Source organism: Salinimicrobium aquimaris (genome assembly GCF_035607535.1).
Lineage (GTDB): Bacteria > Bacteroidota > Bacteroidia > Flavobacteriales > Flavobacteriaceae > Salinimicrobium.
In genome coordinates this window covers 585,410-605,115 of the sequence record NZ_JAYDZX010000001.1, presented here as the reverse complement: position 1 = coordinate 605,115, position 19,706 = coordinate 585,410, and the positions used below count along the sequence as shown (strand labels likewise).

Genomic DNA, 19,706 nt, shown 5'->3' with positions numbered 1-19,706 from the left:
CATGTTCATTAAGCAAGCCTACAATGCAAAAACCGAATGGTGGCGATATGTTATTGGCCTGGTAATTATTTTCCTGGCCTGGCAGTTATTTGGGGCTTTGCCCTTTATGGCAGCTCTTTTCTTTGAAGCAGGGCCTGAAATTTTAAACCTTACCCAGGCAGAAATGATGCAGGTCCTGGACTCCAACCTCTCGTTCTTTTTGCTTCTACTGTCTTTTGCAGTGGGACTTGCCGCACTTCTGTTTGTTATAAGGTTCCTACATGAGCAAAAGATAAAGGAGGCAACCACAACCCGGAAAAAGGTAGACTGGGGCCGCTTCTTGTTTGGCTTCAGTATTATTGCTGTATTCACCATAGTGACGACGGTAATAGACTATAATTTACGTCCAGAAGATTTTCTGTGGAACTTCCAGATGATACCTTTCCTTATTCTTGCTGCCATTGCCTTCATTATGGTGCCGTTACAAACGAGCTTTGAAGAATATCTCTTCAGAGGTTATTTGATGCAGGGGATCGGAGTTCTTGCCGGGAACAGGTGGGTGCCGTTAATAGTGACCTCGGTGATCTTTGGAAGCCTGCACTTGTGGAATCCTGAAGTTGAAAAACTGGGTTATATCATCATGGTCTACTATATAGGAACAGGTCTGCTCCTCGGGATCATGACCCTTATGGATGAGGGGCTTGAACTTGCGTTAGGATTTCATGCCGGTAATAACCTTGTAGGAGCTTTATTAATAACAGCAGACTGGACCGCCTTTGAAACTAACTCTGTCCTTAAAGATGTTTCAGAACCTTCTGCGGGATTGGATATTCTCCTTCCCATTTTTGTGGTGTACCCTATATTTCTCTTTTTGATGGCCAGGACCTACAAGTGGAGTAACTGGCGCGAAAAATTGTTTGGAAAAGTAAGTCCGCCGCCGCCTCAAACCTTAAAGTATTCTGAAGAAATTTAATATTCCTGTACAATTTGTTAACTTTAAGTCTTAAGCGTTAAACTTTATTAAAGTTATGCAAGATAAGTTCAGTTTACCTGAAACACATCCCGAATTCAGGCTTAATGGTTTATTCTACAACAATGAAGATCTGGCTGCGGTAGCTTATAGCCTTATCAAGGAAGGAGAGCCGTATGAAGGCCAGGCAGGAAATTTTTTGCTGGACTGGCTTAATGATAAAGATTATGTAGAAGTCAGAACATCTGGATCTACCGGGCCACCAAAAAGAATTCATATCAAGAAGCAGCAAATGATCAACAGTGCCAGGGCAACCGCTAAGTATTTTGACCTGGGCCAGGGGATCACCGCACTGCACTGTCTCCCGGTGAATTTCATTGCAGGTAAAATGATGCTGGTACGCGCAATGCTCCTGGGCTGGAAGCTGGATCTGGAACTTCCAAAAGCAAATCCGCTGGATCGTATTTTCAAGATCTATGACTTTTGTGCAATGACCCCTTTTCAACTGGATAATTCCCTCAGTCGTTTACATCTCATAAAGAAGCTCATCGTAGGTGGTGGAGCGGTATCTGCCAATCTTCGCAACCTGGTGCAGGGGATAGGTACAGAGGTCTATGAAACCTACGGCATGACCGAAACCGTTTCTCATATAGCCGCGCGCCGTATCAACCCGGCTAAAAAGAGCGGGGAAGAGCCCGTGCCTTTTACAACATTGCCTAATGTAAAGATCGATGTGGATGATAGAAGCTGTTTGGTGATTGATGCACCACAACTTTCAGATGAAATCCTGGTCACTAATGATGTTGTAGACCTGGTTTCAGAAAAGAGTTTTATTTGGAAAGGAAGGATCGACAACATTATAAATTCAGGAGGTGTGAAGCTACATCCCGAAGAAATTGAAGCTAAACTGGCTCCAATAATTGCGCACAGGTTCTTTGTCACTTCTTTACCAGATCCTGCCCTGGGTGAAAAGTTGATATTGATGGTGGAAAGCGAATTTTCTGAAGTTGCACTCCACAATCTTGAACGGGAGATCAAGGCATGCCGAAAACTTGGTAAATTTGAAGTACCCAAAAAGATCTACTTCGTTGAGAAATTTGAAGAAACCCCCAACGGAAAAATTCATCGCGCCAACACCTTGAAGAGTAGAATGATCTAGGTTACATCTTCATTTTGAGGTAATAATCCACTGAATGTTTTCCGGAACCGTAAAAGATAAAGAACACACTCACGGCAAGAATTACCAGTGCAAGCAACAGGTTGCCCCAGTTCATTAGCCCTACAAAATTAATCAGGATCGCGCCCAGTAAAATTGGTATTTGTGCTACCAGTGCCCAGCGGGTGAGCAAACCAAAAGCAATGAGCAATCCACCCACCAAATGAACAGGCGCTATGTAATGAATTGCCAGCATTACACCACCATAGCCTTTAAGAGGCCCAATGAGTTCTGTAAGCATGTGGGTTTGTGAAATGAACTGAATTCCTTTTAAGAAGAAGAAAACTCCTAAAGCAATTCTCAGCAGGTCAAGCGGATAATATGTATGCGCATTGGCCCATTTGTTTAAGGATTTGATCGTCATCATAACTCCAAATGTTTGAAGCTATAATTTACTGAAAATTAATAAATTACGCCAGAATTATTCTCAGAATAAATGAGTCAAGATCTTATAGATGAACCTTTTAAACCTCCTTCAGGTTTTTGCGCCTGATGTAGAACTCCGCTTCTTTAACTTCAATTGCGTCGACTAACTCTACTCTCTGTTCGAGTTTTTGCCATTTTTGAGTAGGATGTATCCTGATCTCCTTTCCGTTGATCACGATGTCAACGGGCATATCAAATCCCGCAACATCAGCTTGCCACCTGTATTGAACATTTTTTCCTTCTTTTTTGAATTGTAGTTCGGGTAAAGCAGCATGACGCAGATATTGATCAAAGACAGGCTGCAGGTCATAATCTATGGCAGCATTGAAGAAATCTTCAGTAGTTTTTGTTGTAATGGTCTTGTGACGATAAGTTTCTGTGTAATCTTTAAGTGTTTTCCACCATAGCTCATCGTCATTATAAATGCTTCTTATGTTATTGAGGAGGTTGGATCCCTTATAGTACATATCTCCCGAACCTTCACTATTGACCCCGTATGTACCGATGATCTTTTTGGTATTGGCTATGTTGTTTCTTATTCCCTGTATGTATTTCAGGGCTTCTTCTTTCCCCCACCTGCACTCTATGTAAACAGCTTCAGAATATGAAGTAAAACCTTCGTGGATCCACATATCGGCAATATCTTTTGCTGTTATGCTGTTCCCAAACCATTCGTGACCCGTTTCATGGATTATGATAAAATCCCACTTTAGACCCACACCTGTCCCGCTGAGATCCCTTCCCAGATACCCTTTTTGGAACTGGTTGCCATATGCAACTGCACTTTGGTGCTCCATGCCCAGGTAAGGAGTTTCGACCAGTTTGAATCCATCACTTTCAAAGGGATAAGCTCCGAATTTCTCATAAAAACAGTTCATCATGAACTTCACCTCTTCAAATTGCTCTTTAGCCTTTTCTAGATTGTAAGGCAGCACATAATAATCCAGATCCAGATGGCGGAACTGGTCGTCAAAATGAACATAGTTCCCAATATTGACCACAATATTATAATTATTGATGGGATTGCTCACTTTCCAGTTCCAGCGGGTAAAGCCATCGTCGAGGATCTCTTTGCCTACAAAACGGCCATTGGATACGTTCATGAGATCATTAGGTACAGCAATGCCTATAAGAGCTTCCTCGGGTTCATCGCTTTGATGGTCCTTATTAGGGTACCAGAGGCTGGCTCCGGTTCCCTGAACGGCCACTGCGATCCAATGGTTTCCCTGCCGGTCCTTGTCAAAAACAAAACCTCCATCCCAGGGTGCATTTTTGGCAACAATAGGGTTTCCGGAATAAAAGAACCTGATGGAATCTTTCTCATTCTGCTTAACCACGGGCTCCAGATCTATGAAAACCGCATTGTGACGCCGCTTAAAATCCATTCTCTTTCCGCGGAAAATTATAGAATCAACCCTCATGTTCGCAAAGAGGTCTACCTGCATTACAGGCAGATCTTTTTCAGCTTTAAAAGTTATGCCGTTGAAGCCAGATATATACCGTTCCTCGGGTTCAACCTTTACCTGAAGGTTATATTTAAATACATCGTAAGCTCTTTCTGCTCGCAAAGAACCTCTAAGGGTATCTGCTTCAGTGAACAGGCGATTGCTGGTGACTACCTGGGCAGCTAATGTGCTACAGGAAAGGAATATTAAAAGAAGAATACTATTTTTCATAAAGATCACTGTTCAATGGGATGAGAAACATACATCATAATGTAAGGATATTCGGCAAATCTTTGCCGGCGGTGTTCATGTTGAGCTTCAAATGCTTTTAAACCTATCCCATAACAGTTTTGATAGGAGTAGTGATATTTCAGAATTTCGAGATCTTCTTCGGATAGTTCTTTTTCACCCCTGCAGGCAGATAACAGGCTTCCACAGGGCAGTTTCCCGGCATATTTAAAATAACCAAGGGTCTCAAAAAACCGCATTTTAAGATCTTTAAGGACTGCCTCTTTATCTTCGTAAGCGTATGTGTTGATTTTAAGGGAGCCTCTCGTTATATCCTTATTTTTAGACCAGTTGAGATAGTAGCCCGATCTTTTATCCGATATTCTGGGGTCCAGGTCGAAGTCTTCGTCACTATTCCTGTAGAAGACCAGGTAATTCGCATCTTCTCTTTTCCTCACTTTGCTAATGGTCAGAGAGTCCACCCTGGAGTCCAGATCTTCAGCGAACTTTAGTAATTCCTTTTGATGCCTTTTTGGAACAGAAGGATCAAAATATAACCGGATCCCATTCCTCCAGATCTTAAGGCTTTGTTTATTTCTATCCCTTCTGGTCCGGGGTCCATAAACCGTCTCCTTGTATTTTTCAATGAAGAGAGAATCCTGTGGTTTTATCTGTACCCGTATACCTTCAGGAAAATGAAATTCAAGAGCAGGGGAAACCAGTACGAGCGTATCCCTGTCACGAAAATGGAAGTTGAGAGAATCTTGTTTTGTCAGGATCAGCCCTTTTTCCCTAATATGTTCTATTGGGATGTACCTCTTTATTTTTCTGTTCTCCATCCCTTCAGGTATGTTCTGGCTAAAGCCGGAAAGACTAAAAAGAACGCAGACGACAGTGATGCACAGGAATTTCATAGATCAGGTTTGGATCACTCCCAGGTTAAAATCTTTTTCAATTGGAGCGTGATCTGCCGCTTCGATCCCTGTCGAGATCCATTTTCTTGTCTCCAGGGGATCTATTACAGCATCTGTCCATAGATGGGCTGCGGCGTAATAGGCTGAAGTTTGGCGGTCATACCTCGCTTTTATTTCTTCAAATACTTTTTTCTCTTTTTCGGCGTCGACCTTTTCACCTTTCTTTTCCATAGCTGCAGTCTCGATTTGAGCGAGCACTTTTGCAGCCTGAGTTCCACCCATTACTGCCAGCTCGGCACTAGGCCAGGCGAAAATGAGTCGGGGATCATAAGCTTTTCCGCACATAGCGTAGTTACCTGCGCCATACGAGTTTCCAATGATCACTGTGAATTTTGGTACTACCGAATTGCTCACCGCATTAACCATTTTTGCACCATCTTTTATAATGCCACCGTGTTCACTTTTACTGCCTACCATAAATCCTGTCACATCCTGAAGGAACACCAGCGGAATTTTCTTTTGGTTGCAGTTGGCTATAAAGCGGGTAGCTTTATCGGCAGAGTCTGAATAGATCACGCCGCCAAACTGCATCTCTTTTTTGGCATTTTTGACGATCTTGCGCTGATTGGCAACGATTCCAACCGCCCAGCCGTCAATCCTGGCATAAGCTGTTATAATGGTTTGCCCGTATCCTTCCTTATATTCCTGGAATTCTGAATCATCCACCAGCCTTGCTATGATTTCACGCATATCATACTGCTCATGACGCAGCTTTGGGAGAATACCATAGATCTCTTTTGGATCTTTGGCAGGTTTCTTAGGTTGTTTCCTGTTATAGCCTGCTTTCTCATAGCTGCCAATCTTATCCATCAAGCCTTTGATGGTGTCGAGTGCATCTTTGTCGTCTTTAGCTTTATAGTCGGTCACACCGCTAATTTCACTGTGAGTAGTAGCTCCTCCCAGGGTTTCATTGTCTATTGATTCTCCTATAGCAGCTTTTACAAGATAGCTTCCTGCAAGAAAGATACTTCCGGTTTTTTCTACTATCAGGGCTTCATCGCTCATGATTGGAAGGTAAGCTCCCCCCGCTACACAGCTTCCCATAACCGCTGAAATTTGGGTGATTCCCATGCTACTCATTACGGCATTATTTCTAAAGATCCTCCCAAAATGTTCCTTATCGGGGAAGATCTCATCCTGCATTGGCAGATAAACTCCCGCCGAATCTACCAGGTAAATAATAGGAAGTTTGTTTTCTATAGCTATTTCCTGCGCCCGAAGGTTCTTTTTTGCTGTTATTGGGAACCATGCACCTGCTTTAACCGTAGCATCATTAGCGACTACAATACACTGTTGACCGGAGATCTTCCCAATCTTTACAACGACTCCGCCACCAGGGCACCCTCCATGCTCTTTGTACATTCCTTCTCCTGCAAAAGCTCCGATTTCAATCGAATCGGATTCATCATCCAGCAAATAATCTACCCGTTCCCGGGCAGTCATCTTTCCTTTAGCGTGATGTTTGGCGATCTTTTTTTCTCCGCCTCCGAGTTTTACCTGTTTGAGGCGTTGTTTTAAATCTGAAACTAATAGTTTGTTGTGGTCTTCGTTCTTGTTGAATTCAATATCCATTGATACAGTAAAATAGTCGGTTTATGATCTCAAATCTGGTTTTTTCAAGTATTTCAAAAATTGCAGATTTTTCAATGGTTGCTAAAATACAAAAAGCCCTGAACTAAAAATCTTTATAAAAACATATTAAAATGCGATCTTTGTCATAGAAGCGGTTGCTACACATTATTACTTTTACCGCCTGTTAGCAATAACTGCATTAACTAAATTACTTGCTGGTATTATGGGAATGAACAAAAATTCAATTTTTGCATGGGCATCTTTTTGCACATTATTAATAGGTATTGCCCTGGTTCTTTTAGGAGTGCTTAAATATCAGGATTACGCAATAGGCTTTTCTACCGTGGGAATAGGTTTTTTTGTGATGTCCTGGGCCTTTAATGCATTAAAGGGTAGAGTTTAATAACAGCCATTTTAAGGGCAGCATACCACATAAATTAAAGAGGGGGTAAAACATTTTTCACCCCCTCTCCTGGTTATCCAAATAATCTAAAATGCAAAGCCAATACCTATATTGGCCATGAATCCTTTGAAGAAGATATCTGGCACGGCTAATTCTTCAACCAAATCGTAGGTCTCTCTTTCAGAGGTTCCATCTTCATAATTGGCTGTGTAATCTACTGTTTCAGGCATAGAATCGAATGCATAGCCAATTTCCGGTCTCAGGTAGAACAGGCCACCGATCTTTGCTCCTAATTTAATACCTATCGAACTATGGGAGTAATCTATTTCTCCTATCCCTTCCTGCCCGTCCTTTTCAACAGAGGTTTGTCCTTCGAATTTGAACCTGCCGTAACTCAACCCTCCGTACAAGCCTTTTCCTGCCTTGAAGAAATAGTAGTTCAGCCCCCCTTCCAGGTACGAGAAATTAAGTTCGGTAGTTTCGGTGTCGTCGTCTTCTTCAGCCAGGAACCAGTCAGATCTAATATTGGAGTAATCTACATTTACCGCCAGCCTGTCGTTAAACAAAGGAGTGACATATTCAATATTTCCTCCTATAACATTGGGAAATCCTAATTTAAGTCCCAGCCGTACCGGTCTCACCTTGTAATCTCTCTCTTCAACAGGCTCTATAGTTTCCTGGGCAAAAACTGTCTGCATTGAAAAAAAGGCCAGGAGAACAAAACCGGAAAAGGTAATTTTTAATTTGATCATTATATCCTATCAAATGAAGCAGTAATTTATCTGTTTCTAAATTACTTAGCAATCCCCACAATTAGGTATTTTTGAGAAAAAGTGGTTATGCCTGCAGAATTCGGTTTGAAGAAGACGCTCTCAAAGCACCTTTTTGGAGGGGAAGCTTTCCTGACTGTTGATGAAATGCTAAACCTTATACCATTCGATCAACTCTCCGTTAGGCCACATGATCTTCCATATTCATTTTATGAACTTTTTTATCACATCTGGTACACCCAGCGGGACATTTTGAGCTATTGTACAGAAGTAGATTATAGCGCACCACACTGGCCGGCGGAATATTGGTCTCAACAACAGGGACCACGAGATGCGGCGGAATGGAAAGCTCTCAAAAATGCCTTTTTTGAAGATCGTCAAAAACTAAGGCAACTTATTAATTCTGAAGAAGCCGGTCTCAATGATAAAGTTCCTTCCAGCGAGAAACATACTCTTTTCAGGGAAATTCTGCTGGTCATTGAACATACTTCCTATCACAGCGGGCAGCTTTTGATCATCCTGAGGCACCTCGGACTTTATTCCTCCTGAAATTATTTGGAAGCAGCAATAGAATCAATTCTAAAATTGTGATATTTGTCTCTTAAGTGGAATAAGAAGAAGATTTTATAATCTTTAGAAAACAAATTGAAAAACAGCATTTTATGGCAGATGATAAGAAAGTGATTTTCTCCATGTCGGGCGTCACAAAGACGTATCAGGGAGCAAATACGCCGGTACTTAAGAATATTTACCTAAGTTTCTTTTACGGGGCAAAGATCGGGATCCTTGGATTGAACGGTTCGGGTAAATCCACCTTGCTGCGTATTATTGCCGGGGAAGAAAAGAATTACCAGGGCGATGTGGTTTTCGCTCCGGGATATTCTGTGGGATATCTCGAACAGGAGCCAAAGTTGGATGATGATAAGACGGTGCTGGAAGTAGTTAAGGAAGGTGCAGCCGAAACTGTTGCTATTCTTGAAGAGTACAACAAGATCAACGACATGTTCGGGCTTCCGGAAGTTTACGAAGATCCCGATAAGATGCAGAAGCTTATGGACAAGCAGGCTGCGCTTCAGGATAAGATCGATGCAAGTAATGCCTGGGAACTGGATACCAAGCTGGAGATAGCCATGGATGCTCTTAGAACTCCCGAGCCCGATAAGAAGATTGGAGTCCTTTCGGGAGGTGAAAGAAGAAGAGTGGCGCTTTGCCGACTTCTGCTTCAGGAGCCCGATGTGCTACTTTTGGATGAGCCTACCAACCACCTGGATGCAGAATCTGTTCTTTGGCTGGAGCAACACCTTCAGCAATATAAAGGAACTGTGATCGCCGTAACTCACGACCGTTATTTCCTCGATAATGTTGCCGGCTGGATCCTGGAACTCGACAGGGGAGAAGGAATTCCATGGAAAGGGAACTACTCGTCATGGCTCGATCAAAAGGCAAAAAGACTGGCACTTGAGCAAAAGCAGGCCAGCAAACGCCAGAAGACTTTAGAGCGAGAGCTTGAATGGTCCAGAATGGCTCCCAAAGGAAGACAGGCGAAACAAAAAGCACGTCTTAATAACTACGACAAGCTCCTTAGCCAGGACCAGAAGCAAATGGACGAGCAGCTGGAGATCTATATCCCCAACGGGCCACGTCTTGGTACGAACGTAATTGAGGCACAGGGAGTAAGCAAGGCTTTTGGAGACAAGTTGTTGTATGATGATCTCAACTTCAAACTTCCCCAGGCAGGAATTGTGGGTATCATTGGGCCTAACGGAGCAGGTAAGACCACTATTTTCAAAATGATCATGGGAGAGGAGCAGCCAGATAAAGGAACATTTGAGGTAGGGGATACTGCAAAGATTGCCTACGTTGATCAAAGTCACACCAACATTGATCCTGAGAAAACTATCTGGCAGAATTTCAGTGATGAGCAGGAGTTAATCATGATGGGTGGCAGGCAAGTGAATTCCAGGGCATACTTAAGCAGGTTCAACTTCAGCGGAAGTGAGCAAAATAAAAAAGTGAGCAAGCTTTCGGGAGGGGAGAGAAACAGACTCCACCTTGCGATGACCTTAAAGGAAGAAGGAAACGTGCTGCTGCTGGATGAGCCTACTAACGACCTGGATGTGAACACGCTACGTGCCCTGGAGGAAGGTCTGGAGAATTTTGCCGGCTGTGCAGTAATTATTTCCCACGACCGTTGGTTTATGGACAGGGTTTGTACGCACATTCTGGCCTTTGAAGGAAATTCTGAAGTCTATTTCTTTGAAGGTAGCTTCTCTGAATACGAAGAGAACAGGAAAAAACGTCTTGGAGATGTGGCTCCAAAAAGGATCAAGTACAAGAAACTGGTTAGATAAACCTGATAAAGATAAATTGAAGAATCCGTTAGAGGCTGAAATCTTTCAGCTTCTAATGGATTTTTTTTTTAAGAAGAAAAAAGATCTAAGACTCAAGACGATTAGCAAGCACAAATCTTATGAGCTCTCCTTTTTTGTTTAGATTGAGCTTTTCTTTAATGTTCTTTACATGGGTGTCTACAGTGAATTTAGAGATGTAAAGTTCTTTCCCAACATCTTTATTGGTCTTTCCGGTAGCAAGCAGTTGAAGGATCTGGATCTCCCGCTGACTTAGCTGTTCTGTTAGTTGATTATTTGCCGGAGGCGGGGAAAAGTTTGCCCTGTTTTTTATCGCCAGATTAAGAGTGGTAAGTAATTGCTGGTTATTGAAAGGTTTGATAATATAAGCATAAGGAGTTACGGCTTCTGCGTTTTCCATGACCTGCGGGTTTGAGTAAGCCGTGAGGAAGATAACAGGCCCATGTTTTCCAGGTCATGGAATTGTTGAATGATCTCTATCCCATTCATTTTCTCCTGCAGGTTGATGTCACAAATTACTCCGTCAAAAGCAAGGTCCTTCAGATTTTGAATAGCTTTTTCTCCATTAGTAGCTATAGTAGCTTCATAGGAGTTCTTTTTCAAAAAAAGCCTTAGACTTTCAGCAATAATTATTTCATCTTCAACCAATAGGATCCTGTTCATAAAAAAAGATTCTGCTTTAAGTTATAAAAAACTTATCTACTAACATTGAAATTGAATTATTATACAAGTACCATCTGCATTTTTAATTTCCATATCTCCCTTTAGCTGTTGTGCAAGATTTTTTATAAGGCTTAAACCCAGCGTACTTTCCCTGTTTTGTAGATCTTCCGGCATGCCGATTCCATTGTCGCTGTACTTTAATATAGCCAGAGCACCTACTTTTTGCAGGGAAATGTTGATCTCTTTGTGGGTTTGATTTTCAGGAAAAGCATGCTTAAGAGTGTTAGTGACCAATTCATTTATGATTATTCCCAAAGGGGTAACACATTTTTTGTGAACATCCAGTGGCTTTAGATCGAAATTGAGAACGACCTGTGCATCCATAAAGTGAACCAGTTCCCTGGCAAGGATAGAAATGAAAAGGTCAAGTTTAAAGTTTTCTCCCGGCCTTTTTTCACTCAACAAATCGTGGATGGTCGCTATTGTAAATAACCTGTTTTGGGCAGCTTCCAGATTATTTTTTGCCAGCTTATCTGTTATGCTTTCCTTTTGAATATCCAGCAGACTGGCGATCAATTGCAGGTTGTTCTTTACCCCGTGGTTGAGTTCCTGCATTAGAAACCCTATGTTCTCCTTTTGCTCTTTTGCAAGGTTCATAGCCGCACTAAGGTCATCATTGGACCTCTTGAGCTCTGCAGTTCTACCATCCACCATTTTTTGCAGGCGGATGTTTTCCTTTTTCTTCTGATTGTAGCGAAAAAGAAAAAAGCTGGTAATCAACAGTAACAATGCTAACACCAGGAAAATTCTAAAAAAGGTGCTTTCATACCAGGGAGCGCGAATGGTAAGTACCAAAGAATCTGGTGCTCCCCATTTGAGATCATTATTGCTGCCCTTGACCATGAAGGTATAGGTGCCGGGATTTAAGTTGGTATAGGTGGTACTTCTCTCTTTGGTAACAGGGCGCCAGTCTTTGTCAAAACCAAGCATTTTGAATTGGTACCTGTTTTTTTCCGGAAGAAGATAATTGAGGGAGGAATAGTTGAAAGTAATTACATTCTCATCATGATCAAAAGAAAGTGTATCGGTATAGATAATATTGCGGTCAATTGGATTTCCAAAGAGCTCCACCTTTTCAATTATGGTTTTACCCACATATTCATTGACCGGAATGCTATCTGCGTGAAAAATATTAAATCCGTTCATACCTCCAAAATAGAGATAATCCAGGCTGTCCTTATAAGCCGCCTTTCCATTGAATTCATCATTCTGCAGCCCGTCCTGTTCAGTAAAATTTGTAAAGGTGCCGGTAGCTGTGTTGAGTTTTGAAAGTCCTTTGTTAGTGCTTACCCAAACGTCATTGTTGTTGTCGGTAAGTACCCCGTAGATAAAGTCATTGGGTAAACCTGCCTGTTCCATGTAACGGGTTATTCTACCACTCTTAAGGTCGAGCCGGTTAAGACCTTTGGCTGTTCCAATCCAAAGATTATTCTTTTCATCGCGGGTGATACTAAAGACCCGGTTATTACTAAGAGAATTTTCTTTGTCGGGATCATGTTCATACTTGATGGTCTCCCGGGCCTTAACATGATAGAGACCGTCATCGGCTCCCAGCCAAATTGTTCCATCCCTATCGATAAAGGAAGCGCGGGTACGGTGCAGTTCATTTCCGTTAATTTGAACAGGATGGGATTGAAAAGTCCCGGGATTTACCGAGTAGATCCCCGAAGACCAGGTGCTTACCCATAAACTGTCCTTACTCAGTGGGATGATCTCTGCCACGTCCCTGTCGCTTATGCCGGTTTGGAGAGTAACCTCTATAAACATATCCTTTGACCGGTCATATTTCTCAAGCCCCTGATTAAAGCCGCCACCCCATATTTGGTCCTGCATATCTTTGACCAGGGTGTAGCCCAAACGATCTGTCCGGTATAGCTTATACGTATTTTCCCTGAGATCGTGCTTGACATAGCCAATGGTGGTGGTCATCCACAGGGTATCATCCTCTCTCAAAAAGTTGAATATACTGATGTATTCTTTTTCAGGCTCATTTTTCAGATCAATTCTTTTTGGAGTAAATTTTTGTCTGGCAGGGTGGTAATAGAACAAACCTTTTCCCTGGGAAGACATCCAGACTCCATGAGTAGAATCCTGTTTAATATCAAGCACTTCGACAGGTGAATAAATTTCTTTATCATATCCTGCAAGAATCACTTTTTTGAATTCATAGGTTTCCTTATTCAAAAAGCCCAGGCCGCTTGTACAGCCCAGCAGGAAATAATCCTCGTTCCAGTCATAAAAACTTCTGATTCCCGTCTTTTGATCGTTGATCTTAACAGGTTCTAATTCTTCGGAAAGAAGGGAATACAAAAACAGGCCTTCCTGCGTGCCGATCAATATTTCTTTTTGAGATGTTTCCTGGAAAGTATATATTGGATTTCCATCAAGACCGTTGAAGCTTTCCATGTCTTCAATGCTCTTATTTTCAAGATTTAGCCGAAGAACTCCATTGAAATACGTCCCCAGCCAAATTTCATTTTCTGAGTGATAAACAAGACTCAGTACATAATCGTTGACAGAAGGTTTGGGTAAGGGAATTGTGTGGATTTCGCCTGAACTTCTGTCGATAAGTATACAGTTCTTTAAGGTGCTCAACAGTAGGTACCTGTCATTTACCTCATAAATTCCATGGGCATAGCTCAGGGAAGCATCTGCAGCGATCTTTGGATGCTCCTTGTAGTGAATGAATTTATCTTCTGAAGGAATATAGGCCTGCAGGGAATGGGTGTTTGTGCCCAGCCACAGGGTATCATTGGCATAGAAAAGTCCGCGGATGTGGTCATCTGTCAGTCCTGTGCCATTTACACTGTTCTGAGAAAAGGTTTCCATGGTATATCCGTTGAACCGGTTGAGTCCGTCCTCGGTACCGGCCCATAGATAGCCATTTTCGTCGAAATCAAACTGCAGGACGTTGAGCTGTGAAAGCCCCTGCTTTTGAGCAACATTTGAAACTCTCAAAGTATCAGGTACAGGAAATTCTGGAGTTTGAGCTATTCCGAAGGAGAAAATAAAGCTGAATAGAAAGAAAAGGAAAGGTCTAAACATACCGGGCCTGATGTCCTGCTTACTGTCGTTTTAAACTGAATTCTTGGCTAAAACTAATTATTTCAGATGAAAATTTTAGGAAATAATTAAGGTTTTTCCGGAAAAAACAATTTTACGAAACCTTCCTTGTCTGAGCTTTTTTTATGCTTTTCCGTAAAGATTAAGGAGAAATAAAAGTGTGTAAGAGTGCAGGTGGGGCAGGAGTGGAATAGCCGCGTAATTTATTCATTTACATCACCCTGTCCAAATTTTAGCTCAACCCCCAGATTATTTGCCATTCTCCTTATGACATCCTGGTCACTTTTGTTATCCAGGGAATGGTGAGCATCATATAATAATCTTTCTGCCTCCGTTTTGAGGGTTTGGTAGTAAGAACTTTCTTTAGCTTCTTGTTTTTGCAAATAGTCAAACATCTGTCCAATCTTTTGAACCACTACAATATCATTTTTACAGTAGGTACGAATGGAGGCTATGAGGTTATATAACAGTTCATCGAATTTCACTACCCGTTCCTGTGCATACGCCTTTCCATTTTCACAAATAAAACTATGGTCGCTTAACCGCATTCTAATTCTAAGAAGTTCTGTTAAATAATCAATGGCGTTCATGGCTGTCCCGGGATCATTTATTCCGGGTGACATGGCTTTAGCCAGGACTTCAGCGATCTGCTTGAAAGCCAGAACATAGTTAGTACTTACCAGTTCCTCCCGGGAAAAGTGGAAATAGGTGAAGACCTTCTGTATTTCCTGTTCTGTCAGAGCCTTTTTGCTCCGGAATAAAGGAATTCCCTGAAGTGCAAACATTCCTCTCACCGGCAGGATATCGATCATGGATTTTTTGTCTTTGCAAAACTCGAGAAGCTTATCCCTGTTGATGTCTCTGAAGTAACCGCTGTCCTTGTTGTAATATTCATACCAGCCGGAAGTTTCAGGAAAAGAGTCGGGAGCATTTTCATCCCATTCAAGTACCTGGTGGAGTCTTTTCTTTGCCGATAAATAGATATCATCCAGAATAAAGGTGATCTGTATGCTTTGTGAAATGGTATGAATGAAATAGATGAAAGCGTATATGCAAATAACTGTTGCAAGAACGCCCAACAGGACCGAAAAGCCGGGGACTTCATATTCAGCACCGGTTGGTTGAATATAGAATAGAATAAAGATGCAATAGAGAATACTTGAGAGGTAGATCCCCAGGATGATCTGGTGTTTATGGTCGGAGATCAAACCCGGCAGCAGTCTTGGTGAATAATTTGTGGAAGCCTGGTTGAGCAAAACCATCACCATGGAAAAGCTAAAGACCATCATGGAAATAAGGCCGGTGATACAGGCGCTAAGGATAACATGAGCGGTATCTCCATTGCTTACCACCAGCACCGGAATGTTTTCTGACAAATAATCTGAAATTCCCCTGTCTTCCAGGAACATCATCAGGAAAGCAAATAACAATCCTGATAGTGCAAAGAGAGAAGGATAAAAAGCTATTTTGCCTTTAATCTTATGGTAAAAAGAGTAAAAACCGGAGAATAGGGACTTCATCGAATTGAGATAAATAAAACCCCGCAAAGAGCGGGGTCAAAAATGTCATTTTTGGCAACTATTGATCTGAGTCTTCAGGATACCAGTTCGCCATTACTACTTCCACTTCCTGATCGCCTTCATTGACCAGCTGTTTAAATCGTTCCACATCGGCTTTCCCGTCCTGGCCTCTAAAGTGGTAAGGATAAACCTTATCGGGCGCAAATTCAATAACTGCATCTGCAGCGGCATCAACAGGCATTGTATAGGGTAAATTCATTGGCACCAGTGCTATGTCGATATCCTGAAGGTTACGCATTTCAGGAATGTCTTCGGTATCTCCTGCGATATAAAGGCGTTGTCCGTCATTTTCGAGAACATATCCATTGCCACGGCCTTTTGGGTGGAATTGTTTGGCTTCGTCTCGAAGGTTGTACATGGGAATAGCTTCAATAGAGATCCCGTTTTGATCCCGCATCTCTCCGTTGTTCATGACAGTGATCTTTGTTGCCAGAGAATCGGGCAACTCATCTTTTACTGCTTGTGGTGCGATCACCGGGATATTCTGTAAGTTAAGTGCGCCTAAGGTTTCGGCACTCAAATGGTCTCCGTGGATATCGGTGATGAGGACCATATCTGGCCTTTCCATTGCCGAAAAAGCTTCAGCACCCCCAACAGGATCAACATAAATAACGGTTTCCCCCCAGTTAATCACCGCTGTGGCATGAGAGATAGGATTGACCTCAATTTCCGCAGGTTCCTCAGTGGCTGCAGTTTCTCCCTCCATCACGTCTTCGCCTGTTACTTCAGGGATTTCCCTGTTCTCGTCTTTACAGGAAAAGCTAACGGCAGAAATTAGAAAAATCAGTAGTATTCGTTTCATAATTATTCAGTTTGAACTAAAACTAACTAAAAATGAAACTTTTCACCATAGATTTAATAGTACTTTAAGAAAGGGGAAGCTCCATTTTTATGTCGCCCCGGGCGTATGGATTGTTTTCTCCTATGGGGATTTCCCGAAATCCGTACTTCTTGTAGATATGAATTGCGTTCTCCAGTTTGCGATTGGAAAAAATGATCAGCTTTTTCCAGCCTTTGCTCCGGGCGTAGTCAAGAGTGTGTTGCATTAACTGCTGACCAACATTTTTCCCCTGTGCCGCAGGTACTACGGCCATTTTTGTTAATTCAAAAATGCCATCTTCGATCTTCATTAAAGCAACTGTTCCAATGACCTTTTTATTTTCAAGAACAAAAAAGATCGTCCCTCCGGGCTCAATGATATATTTTTCGGGTTTACCTAAGACTTCTTCATCATGAGGCTCGACCCAAAAATATTTTTCCAGCCATTCAATGTTGAGGTCCCTAAATTTATCCGCGTATTTAGGATTAAAGGAAATAATTTTCATTTTAACTAACCAATTTCATCTCTCTGCCAGGGCCACTTGCCCTCCAGTTCTACCTGCAAAGAAAGGCTTAAAAAAGTTCTGATTAAAACAATAAGGCCAAGAACCAGTACACGGTCCATAGTAGGGGAGGTACTCACTGAAGCTATAATGTCAGCCGCTACTAAAAATTCCAGTCCTAAAAGAATAGCTTTTCCGAGATCATGTCTAAAAGTGCGATAAGAGCTGCCGTCCTCATGCCTGTCAAAAAAATATCTGTACAGCGCGAAAAGTGGCCCGATGATCATTACTAAAACTCCTGTAACCTCAATGATCAGAGCTGCAATATCTACGTAATATTGTACTGTTTCATGCATGCTTTCTCTCATTTAGAAAATCTGTCACCAAATAGCTTAAGGCTTTACCGGTAGGGAAATCAACAGTAGCTATAGCCTCACAGACGTGAAGATAACAACAATTTTTCTCTTTCGCCGCCTCCCTTATCAGTGTCCGGGTCTCTTCCAGTGTAAAACCCGAAGGTGAAACTGCGCTGCTTGGAAAATTTGCAATGGCATCACAATCCAGTTCGAGCCCGAATTTCTTTCCATTTACAAAATTCAGGTGGTCTCTAAAAGTATCTTTCCGGTTATGCTTCAAAAGCTCCTCAAAAAGGCTGTACTTAAAGGCTTCGGAAGCATGCATTTCCTCAAAAATATACTGCGGAGTATAGTTCTTATGCAAACCAAAAACAGAATACCTCTCTAAAAAGCCATTTTTGAAGGCATAACTAAAGCCGTTCCCACTGTGCCGGTGTTCGAGCTGTCTTAGGTCTGTATGAGCATCGATGTTCAGCACATTTATGGAATGTCCTGTTGCTTCTGAAGCTCCTTTGATATTTCCGAAGGCGTTATTGTGGCCTCCGCCTATGATTACAGGAAATTTTCCTGCCAGGATCACCTTTTTGACCAGTTCACTTACTGCGGAATCTAATAGCTCCACAAGATTTCCCAGCTTTTGTACGTAATTGGGATCTGAAACATCAATATTTCCCGCTTTTTGCATCAATGCTGAAGTATTCACTTCCCCGAGCAGCAAAATATTTGTACCTGAATTGAACAGGTTTTCCTGCACGTTGAGAAAAGACTTCAAAAATTCGGTCCAGGCAGTTGAAGTTCCGGGTTTGCCGTAGTTCGCCCGCACTCCGATATCTTCAGGGATACCAAAAATGACGAATTCGGCTTCGGATTTTTGAAGATCCTCAATTCTTGCTGCAACCTGAATTTTATCTCCCAGCTTTGTTTCTCCCGGCCTGATGGAAAGCAGTTTGGAGATCTGTCTTTCGGAATAAAACTTCAGCTGACTCATTTAAATCTTTTTTCCGTTAACATAAACCGAGTTGATATGATTGGCGCCAAAGGAATAGGGCAGAAATCCGTAGGAAGGGATAGCATCGGTGAGGATGAGGTTTGCGGCCTTACCTTTCGTGATACTGCCGTGGGTGTCAAGAATTCCCATTGCATAGGCCGCATTAATAGTAGCAGCGTTAATAGCCTCTTCGGGATTCATCTTCATTTTTATGCAGGCAAGGGAGATCACAAGGTTCATATTTCCATTGGGAGTGCTTCCCGGGTTGTAGTCGGTAGCCAGTGCCAGTGGTAATCCGGCGTCAATGATATCGCGGGCCGGTGTATAGGGAATGCTCAGGAAAAGAGAGCAGGAGGGAAGGGCAACAGGCATGGTGTCACTGTTCTTCAAGACTTCAAGATCTTCGGGCTGCATCACTTCAAGATGATCTACAGAAAGGGCGTTGTGCTCCACAGCAGCTTTTATTCCGCCAATGGCATTGAACTGGTTCACATGGATCTTTGGAGTCAAACCATTTTTCTTTCCTGCTTCCAAGACCCTGTGGGTATCCTCAACGCTGAAATAGCCTTTTTCACAGAAAATATCCACATATTCTGCCAGTCCTTCCCCGGCGATCTTTGGCATCATTTCGTTAATAAGCAGGTTAAGGTAACCTTCTTTGTCATTTTTATATTCCGGCGGAATTGCATGTGCTCCCAAAAAGGTCGCTTTTACAGGAAGATCATAATTGTCCCGCAGCTTCCTTATCACCTTTAACATCTTTAGCTCGGCTTCGGTGGTTAATCCATATCCCGATTTGATCTCGATTGCCGTGGTTCCCATCTTCATCACCTCCTCCAAACGTTTGGCCGATTGCACGTAGAGATCATCTTCAGAAGTTTCCTGCAGCTTTTTAGCCGAATTCACTATTCCTCCGCCCTTTTCGGCTATCTCTTCATAGGTGAGTCCGTTAATGCGGTCAATGAATTCCTGTTCGCGATTTCCGGCGTAGACAAGGTGGGTATGCGAATCGATCCAGCCCGGCAACAGGAATTTACCCGAGGCATCTACTTCAGCTACTCCTTCAAAAGTGGGGATTTGGGACATCTTTCCGAAGTCGGCAATTTTCCCATCCTCCACGAGTAACCAGGCATTGTCGATCAAGGGAAGTTCTTTCATCTCACTGCCCTTGAGAGGCTTAAGTGTCTCCTCCCGCACCTGTATGAGCTGCTTTATGTTTTTAAAGATAAGTTTCATATCGTAAAGATAGAAAAGTGCCGAGAATTTGCAGGGCCTGCCGACGATACCTTCCAAAAATGGCATTTTTGGGATCCCTTCTTTTT

Annotated in this window: 19 protein-coding genes; 5 read left to right on the top strand and 14 right to left on the bottom strand. The window is 42.4% G+C overall.

Features of this window, described 5'->3' with window-relative positions:
* Position 1: 1 nt before the first annotated feature.
* Entirely contained in the window at positions 2-952 is a 951-nt protein-coding gene (locus VR862_RS02705) for a CPBP family intramembrane glutamic endopeptidase (protein ID WP_324719404.1), read from the top strand.
* Between the two features lie 55 nt (positions 953-1,007).
* Complete coding sequence (locus tag VR862_RS02700; RefSeq protein WP_324719403.1) at positions 1,008-2,108, top strand: AMP-binding protein; 1,101 nt, start codon at positions 1,008-1,010, stop codon at positions 2,106-2,108.
* 1 nt (position 2,109) lies between these two features.
* Here the strand turns inward: VR862_RS02700 and VR862_RS02695 are convergent, their stop codons facing one another.
* The 4 genes from VR862_RS02695 to VR862_RS02680 all read right to left on the bottom strand — a co-directional run bounded on the left by VR862_RS02695 (position 2,110) and on the right by VR862_RS02680 (position 6,810).
* Positions 2,110-2,532 (bottom strand): DoxX family protein, encoded by a 423-nt coding sequence (locus VR862_RS02695; RefSeq protein ID WP_324719402.1) that lies wholly within the window; start codon positions 2,530-2,532, stop codon positions 2,110-2,112.
* Between the two features lie 97 nt (positions 2,533-2,629).
* Positions 2,630-4,267: a M1 family metallopeptidase gene (locus VR862_RS02690; protein ID WP_324719401.1), complete on the bottom strand. Its 1,638-nt coding sequence runs from the start codon at positions 4,265-4,267 to the stop codon at positions 2,630-2,632.
* A 5-nt stretch (positions 4,268-4,272) separates the two neighbouring features.
* A complete protein-coding gene (locus VR862_RS02685; protein WP_324719400.1) occupies positions 4,273-5,178 on the bottom strand; it encodes a hypothetical protein in 906 nt (301 codons plus the stop codon).
* Between the two features lie 3 nt (positions 5,179-5,181).
* On the bottom strand, positions 5,182-6,810 hold the full coding sequence (locus VR862_RS02680; RefSeq protein ID WP_324719399.1) for an acyl-CoA carboxylase subunit beta: 1,629 nt from the start codon (positions 6,808-6,810) through the stop codon (positions 5,182-5,184).
* Positions 6,811-7,033: 223 nt separating this feature from the next.
* Here VR862_RS02680 and VR862_RS02675 point away from each other — a divergent pair, with 223 nt between their 5' ends.
* The gene (locus tag VR862_RS02675; RefSeq protein WP_324719398.1) at positions 7,034-7,213 is read left to right on the top strand and encodes a CAL67264 family membrane protein; all 180 of its coding nucleotides are present in this window, start codon (positions 7,034-7,036) and stop codon (positions 7,211-7,213) included.
* 86 nt (positions 7,214-7,299) lie between these two features.
* On the opposite strand, the gene VR862_RS02670 is transcribed toward VR862_RS02675, so the two are convergent.
* Positions 7,300-7,965, bottom strand: coding sequence for a hypothetical protein (locus tag VR862_RS02670; protein ID WP_324719397.1), 666 nt, complete (start codon positions 7,963-7,965; stop codon positions 7,300-7,302).
* 87 nt (positions 7,966-8,052) lie between these two features.
* On the opposite strand from VR862_RS02670, the gene VR862_RS02665 reads away from it, so the two are divergent.
* Both VR862_RS02665 and ettA read left to right on the top strand, forming a co-directional pair.
* On the top strand, positions 8,053-8,532 hold the full coding sequence (locus tag VR862_RS02665; RefSeq protein ID WP_324719396.1) for a DinB family protein: 480 nt from the start codon (positions 8,053-8,055) through the stop codon (positions 8,530-8,532).
* Positions 8,533-8,645: 113 nt separating this feature from the next.
* On the top strand, positions 8,646-10,334 hold the full coding sequence (gene ettA, locus VR862_RS02660; RefSeq protein WP_324719395.1) for an energy-dependent translational throttle protein EttA: 1,689 nt from the start codon (positions 8,646-8,648) through the stop codon (positions 10,332-10,334).
* An 85-nt stretch (positions 10,335-10,419) separates the two neighbouring features.
* On the opposite strand, the gene VR862_RS02655 is transcribed toward ettA, so the two are convergent.
* The 9 genes from VR862_RS02655 to hutI all read right to left on the bottom strand — a co-directional run bounded on the left by VR862_RS02655 (position 10,420) and on the right by hutI (position 19,620).
* A complete protein-coding gene (locus VR862_RS02655) occupies positions 10,420-10,752 on the bottom strand; it encodes a response regulator transcription factor (RefSeq protein WP_324719394.1) in 333 nt (110 codons plus the stop codon).
* Positions 10,731-11,015: a response regulator gene (locus VR862_RS02650; RefSeq protein ID WP_324719393.1), complete on the bottom strand. Its 285-nt coding sequence runs from the start codon at positions 11,013-11,015 to the stop codon at positions 10,731-10,733. Before VR862_RS02650 ends, VR862_RS02655 begins: the two co-directional genes overlap by 22 nt.
* Positions 11,016-11,054: 39 nt before the next feature.
* A complete protein-coding gene (locus VR862_RS02645; RefSeq protein WP_324719392.1) occupies positions 11,055-14,120 on the bottom strand; it encodes a ligand-binding sensor domain-containing protein in 3,066 nt (1,021 codons plus the stop codon).
* Between the two features lie 221 nt (positions 14,121-14,341).
* Positions 14,342-15,658, bottom strand: coding sequence for a DUF2254 domain-containing protein (locus VR862_RS02640; protein WP_324719391.1), 1,317 nt, complete (start codon positions 15,656-15,658; stop codon positions 14,342-14,344).
* A gap of 58 nt (positions 15,659-15,716) precedes the next feature.
* Positions 15,717-16,520: an MBL fold metallo-hydrolase gene (locus VR862_RS02635; RefSeq protein ID WP_324719390.1), complete on the bottom strand. Its 804-nt coding sequence runs from the start codon at positions 16,518-16,520 to the stop codon at positions 15,717-15,719.
* A 64-nt stretch (positions 16,521-16,584) separates the two neighbouring features.
* Positions 16,585-17,043: a GNAT family N-acetyltransferase gene (locus tag VR862_RS02630; protein WP_324719389.1), complete on the bottom strand. Its 459-nt coding sequence runs from the start codon at positions 17,041-17,043 to the stop codon at positions 16,585-16,587.
* Between the two features lie 5 nt (positions 17,044-17,048).
* Complete coding sequence (locus VR862_RS02625; protein WP_324719388.1) at positions 17,049-17,396, bottom strand: DUF1622 domain-containing protein; 348 nt, start codon at positions 17,394-17,396, stop codon at positions 17,049-17,051.
* The gene (locus tag VR862_RS02620) at positions 17,389-18,384 is read right to left on the bottom strand and encodes a formimidoylglutamase (protein ID WP_324719387.1); all 996 of its coding nucleotides are present in this window, start codon (positions 18,382-18,384) and stop codon (positions 17,389-17,391) included. Before VR862_RS02620 ends, VR862_RS02625 begins: the two co-directional genes overlap by 8 nt.
* The gene (hutI, locus tag VR862_RS02615) at positions 18,385-19,620 is read right to left on the bottom strand and encodes an imidazolonepropionase (RefSeq protein WP_324719637.1); all 1,236 of its coding nucleotides are present in this window, start codon (positions 19,618-19,620) and stop codon (positions 18,385-18,387) included.
* Positions 19,621-19,706 lie beyond the last annotated feature (86 nt).

Coding starts and splice junctions, on each gene's coding strand:
- VR862_RS02685 (WP_324719400.1), bottom strand. CDS start 5,178: ATGAAATTCCTGTGCATCACTGTCGTCTGCGTTCTTTTTAGTCTTTCC.
- VR862_RS02690 (WP_324719401.1), bottom strand. CDS start 4,267: ATGAAAAATAGTATTCTTCTTTTAATATTCCTTTCCTGTAGCACATTA.
- VR862_RS02630 (WP_324719389.1), bottom strand. CDS start 17,043: ATGAAAATTATTTCCTTTAATCCTAAATACGCGGATAAATTTAGGGAC.
- VR862_RS02705 (WP_324719404.1), top strand. CDS start 2: ATGTTCATTAAGCAAGCCTACAATGCAAAAACCGAATGGTGGCGATAT.
- VR862_RS02640 (WP_324719391.1), bottom strand. CDS start 15,658: ATGAAGTCCCTATTCTCCGGTTTTTACTCTTTTTACCATAAGATTAAA.
- VR862_RS02665 (WP_324719396.1), top strand. CDS start 8,053: ATGCCTGCAGAATTCGGTTTGAAGAAGACGCTCTCAAAGCACCTTTTT.
- VR862_RS02645 (WP_324719392.1), bottom strand. CDS start 14,120: ATGTTTAGACCTTTCCTTTTCTTTCTATTCAGCTTTATTTTCTCCTTC.
- VR862_RS02650 (WP_324719393.1), bottom strand. CDS start 11,015: ATGAACAGGATCCTATTGGTTGAAGATGAAATAATTATTGCTGAAAGT.
- hutI (WP_324719637.1), bottom strand. CDS start 19,620: ATGAAACTTATCTTTAAAAACATAAAGCAGCTCATACAGGTGCGGGAG.
- VR862_RS02625 (WP_324719388.1), bottom strand. CDS start 17,396: ATGCATGAAACAGTACAATATTACGTAGATATTGCAGCTCTGATCATT.
- VR862_RS02680 (WP_324719399.1), bottom strand. CDS start 6,810: ATGGATATTGAATTCAACAAGAACGAAGACCACAACAAACTATTAGTT.
- ettA (WP_324719395.1), top strand. CDS start 8,646: ATGGCAGATGATAAGAAAGTGATTTTCTCCATGTCGGGCGTCACAAAG.
- VR862_RS02620 (WP_324719387.1), bottom strand. CDS start 18,384: ATGAGTCAGCTGAAGTTTTATTCCGAAAGACAGATCTCCAAACTGCTT.
- VR862_RS02700 (WP_324719403.1), top strand. CDS start 1,008: ATGCAAGATAAGTTCAGTTTACCTGAAACACATCCCGAATTCAGGCTT.
- VR862_RS02670 (WP_324719397.1), bottom strand. CDS start 7,965: ATGATCAAATTAAAAATTACCTTTTCCGGTTTTGTTCTCCTGGCCTTT.
- VR862_RS02635 (WP_324719390.1), bottom strand. CDS start 16,520: ATGAAACGAATACTACTGATTTTTCTAATTTCTGCCGTTAGCTTTTCC.
- VR862_RS02655 (WP_324719394.1), bottom strand. CDS start 10,752: ATGGAAAACGCAGAAGCCGTAACTCCTTATGCTTATATTATCAAACCT.
- VR862_RS02695 (WP_324719402.1), bottom strand. CDS start 2,532: ATGATGACGATCAAATCCTTAAACAAATGGGCCAATGCGCATACATAT.
- VR862_RS02675 (WP_324719398.1), top strand. CDS start 7,034: ATGGGAATGAACAAAAATTCAATTTTTGCATGGGCATCTTTTTGCACA.